The sequence below is a fragment of the Methanocalculus sp. genome (assembly GCF_029762515.1).
Lineage (GTDB): Archaea > Halobacteriota > Methanomicrobia > Methanomicrobiales > Methanocorpusculaceae > Methanocalculus.
This window is the reverse complement of the sequence record NZ_JARVGN010000241.1, coordinates 1-3,628: the sequence shown is the minus strand read 5'-3', so window position 1 is coordinate 3,628 and position 3,628 is coordinate 1. Positions and strand designations below refer to the sequence as shown.

At 39.2% G+C, this 3,628-nt stretch carries 3 protein-coding genes; 1 reads left to right on the top strand and 2 read right to left on the bottom strand.

Annotated features, from left to right (window positions below; translation table 11 throughout):
- The first annotated feature begins 68 nt into the window (after window positions 1-68).
- Window positions 69-365 (top strand): lamin tail domain-containing protein, encoded by a 297-nt coding sequence (locus QCH34_RS08830; protein ID WP_300332997.1) that lies wholly within the window; start codon window positions 69-71, stop codon window positions 363-365.
- A gap of 33 nt (window positions 366-398) precedes the next feature.
- Here QCH34_RS08830 and QCH34_RS08825 read toward each other — a convergent pair whose 3' ends face one another.
- On the bottom strand, window positions 399-1,589 hold the full coding sequence (locus tag QCH34_RS08825) for a Wadjet anti-phage system protein JetD domain-containing protein (RefSeq protein WP_300332994.1): 1,191 nt from the start codon (window positions 1,587-1,589) through the stop codon (window positions 399-401).
- 1 nt (window position 1,590) lies between these two features.
- Window positions 1,591-3,628: SbcC/MukB-like Walker B domain-containing protein (locus tag QCH34_RS08820; protein WP_300332992.1), on the bottom strand; the 2,038-nt coding region annotated here is incomplete at its 5' end.

Here is a 3,628-nt window from a genome sequence, read left to right as displayed (position 1 = left end):
CGACGCCGACCCCAACACCGACCCCAGCGCTGACAACAGTCGCGCCCACTTAAAGTCCAAGCTTTTCGGTGGAGATCTCCGGCCTCTCGCTAGGTGACGAATGGGTGGAGATCACTAACTTGGGATCGTCGTCGGTCTCGCTGAATGGGTGGAGGATTGAGGATGATGGAGTGACGCACACCTATACGTTCTCCTCGTTCACGCTCGGTCCGGGCGCATCTGTAAAGATCCATTCCGGTCCGGATGCAAAGGGGATGAGTGACACATCGACCGACCTATACTGGACGAGCCAGTATGTCCGGAATAATGACGGGGATACGGCATTTTTATATGATGCGAGCGGAAAATTGGTAGATACCTGTTGATCGATTCAGAAACATAAAAGACAAAAACAGATACTAAAGATTGTCTTTAGTAATTTCTAAAATTTTCTTAATAGCATAGGAATGTGGAATCTTTTCCTGCTCTAGGCGGTTTCTCTCATTTTGATTCAGTAAGTATGTAAAAAGTTGGTGTTCTTCCGGATTCAAATGATCGAGTTCAGATACCTTTGTATCAATTCCAGTTATCGACAGATCCTTAAAAGCATTAAACGTTTCAAAATCCATCATACAGGATTGTGTTTGGGGGAAGTATCCTCTTATTTGAGACAGAATCTGGAAACCGTGAGCATCTATATCACCCCAGTAGGCAATTTGTTTATCCGATAGCCATTCAGCGCTTTTCAACAATCCAATCTGAAATCCTTTCCCGAAAATTGCTATCGATTCTGCCAGATCGGGTAATGTCAGGAAATTAAATATGTTCGAAAAATTTGTGCGGTTTTCAAGGACAAATACCCTTTTACATGGGATTTTCAGCGTATCAAATTGGGATTGGGGTATGCTAATATCGTCCACGCCAGAGAACAAATCATGAGAAATCTTCTTATCGAGAATTCTTACCCGGATCAATTTTTCATTATACTTCAGATTGAACCTTTTCTCAAAATTGGTTTCGTCTGCATTTACGTGGCGTTCGATCAGGATATCAAGAAGCGCCCGGAGTATTGTTTGATTTGTTTCAACAAATTTCGTTGATATATCCAGCGGCAACTCTCTTACATAGATATGTGGCTTTGGGTTCTTAACAAAGTAATTGCAGACTTTAATCAGATCGTCCCATTTGCCAAAATTATCAATAATTTTTTGAGGATTATTTATGATCCACTGCTTCAATTCAGGGAATTCAGCAATTATTTTTTCGGAAGTCTTAATGAATTTCTCAAATTCTTGCCCCTTTCGAATATACCTCAGATAATCAGACTGATCTTCAAAAAAAATTCGAGCAGGAAATGATTGCTCCCCTATTTTTTGATTTTTTATCTTAACAAATTCAATTCGGTAACCATAACCAATACTTTCCTTCGAGTTCTGATATAAATATTCGATCTCTTTTCGAATCGTAGAGAACTCTTTCAGAGTGTCAGAGGGCTTTACCTTACCAAAGCGGATGTCTTTTGGGAAAAACGGTTGCCCTTCTACTGATTTGCTTAAGAACTCGTAATACCAACGAAGAGCATCTCTTCTAATTTGATCTGGTTGAATCATTCTAATTGCTAATAGCTACCTGTTTGTTTTTCATCTCGTGATATTCCTGAATTGAAATATCCCGTATCATTGAATTATTTCCAGTCTCATTTGATACCAGATGAACACAGTTGATATAATTCTCAATAACATGGATTTTTTGTAGCGGAGTGATCATTAAAAGTTGCAGATCCAACTTTTTGAATAAATCCATTCCATATCTTGTGCTCTCATCTGAGCCGCGACTAAACGCTTCATCGATTATAACAAACCTGAATGATTTTGATTTTGGCTTATCCCCGGCAGGGCCGAACTGATATGCCAGTGCGGAAGCGAGAATTGTCAATGCAAGTTTCTCTTTTTGCCCTCCAGATTTTCCAGAAGAATCGCTATAAAATTCCTTATCTGAACCATCAACTGAATATTTTTCCATTGCAGAAAATGAAAACCAATTTCTCACATCAGTCACCTTATTCGTCCAATTGATATCAGCAGTATTTCCACTATTGAACCGATCGAGGATTGTTTTTACTTGGTTGAATTTTTCCTCGCTATATACATCCTTTTCGCCTGATATTGTTCCCTCCAGACAATTTTTTAATTGGATCTTAAAATCAGTGATTTCAACATCTGAAATTTTTTCAGACAATAACTCAATGTAAGTGCCAAGGCTGTAATCAATCTCCCGCAATGATTCATTGATTGTTTTGATGTTCTTCTCGATCTGCTTGGCGTTATCTTCGAGATGGCTCTTGAACATTGCTATATCGTTTATTGTCCCTTCATTGAGTTGCTCTTTGAATCTCTGTTCATATCGGGGGAGGTCTTCGGTTTTTAGTTTATCATAGAACTTTTGATATTCTAAAATCGACTCGATTGCTGCGATCATTTCAAAGGTGTCTTCTGGATATTCATGATTAAAATTATTCATCTTGGTAATAATGGCACGGCTTACAATTCCTTCATGTTTTGAATTTTCATCAAACATTTGAGTAAGGGCACTTCTAGCGCTATCTCGTCCTGCATCAATGTTCTTGATGGTAAAATTTTCGTCAGGTAATATACTAAATATTATTGGCATCAAGTCTTGCGCCGATTCCAGAGGTTGCTCGGATAGTATTTTTTTACATTCGAGCAAACTCTGTTCATAGTCCCTGATTCTTGATTCGGTCTCCCCGACCTGCTTTAGAAGCTCACTATTCTCATCAGTACTGGCCTTAATCTCAGCACTAATTCTTTCCAGATTTGCTTTGAGTGTTTTGAGGATATCAGAGGTTTTTTTAATCTCATCTATCTCCGCTTTGCACTTCTCGATCTCTTGGGCGCTTTTTTTCCAGTCTATTTCAGAATACTCCTTGAATTTGAGCAAATCGTGAGAGTATGTCTTCCGAGTATCCAGAAACTTCCTTTTCTCCTCTATCTTGGATTTTCTTTCATCAGTATCCTTGATCTCTTTCTCCAGATTGGCAATTCCCTGTTTGATGCGGCTTATCTTCTCTTGATTGTTCCATCCCAGAATATGATACCGTTGATCGTGGATGCTTTTCCCATCATCTTTCTCATGGCGCCCACGATTTCCTTTGATCTGCCCATTTAATGTAATCGCTCTTGTTTCTTTCTGGAACTGCTCGATCGATTCACAACAGATGAAATTGAATCGGTCGAACAATTCCATTGAGATCCATTTAGAAAACTCGGAATCTGCTTTAATATCGATTTTGCCGATTAAAGAATTCTTCTCCGGCTCTTTTTGTTTTGGGTATGTCAACCGCTCAGGGATCTTATAGTATACGATTTTTCCTTTGAGATTCGTCTTATCAACAAATGAGCTGACTTCCCGGTAATCTCGTTCCGCAACGAGGATGCTTAATCCGAAACTGTGGAGAACATGTTCAATGGCCCCCTCCCACTTCTTCTCTTCGGGTTTGATCTGGAGCAGTTCGCCAATGAAAGGTAATTCTGATTCTTCGAAACCTAAATTATTGAGTATTAACTCTCGGATCTGGATATTTTTCTCCGGAATTTTTGATCTTCTCCGGGTTAACGAATTCAATTCTTTT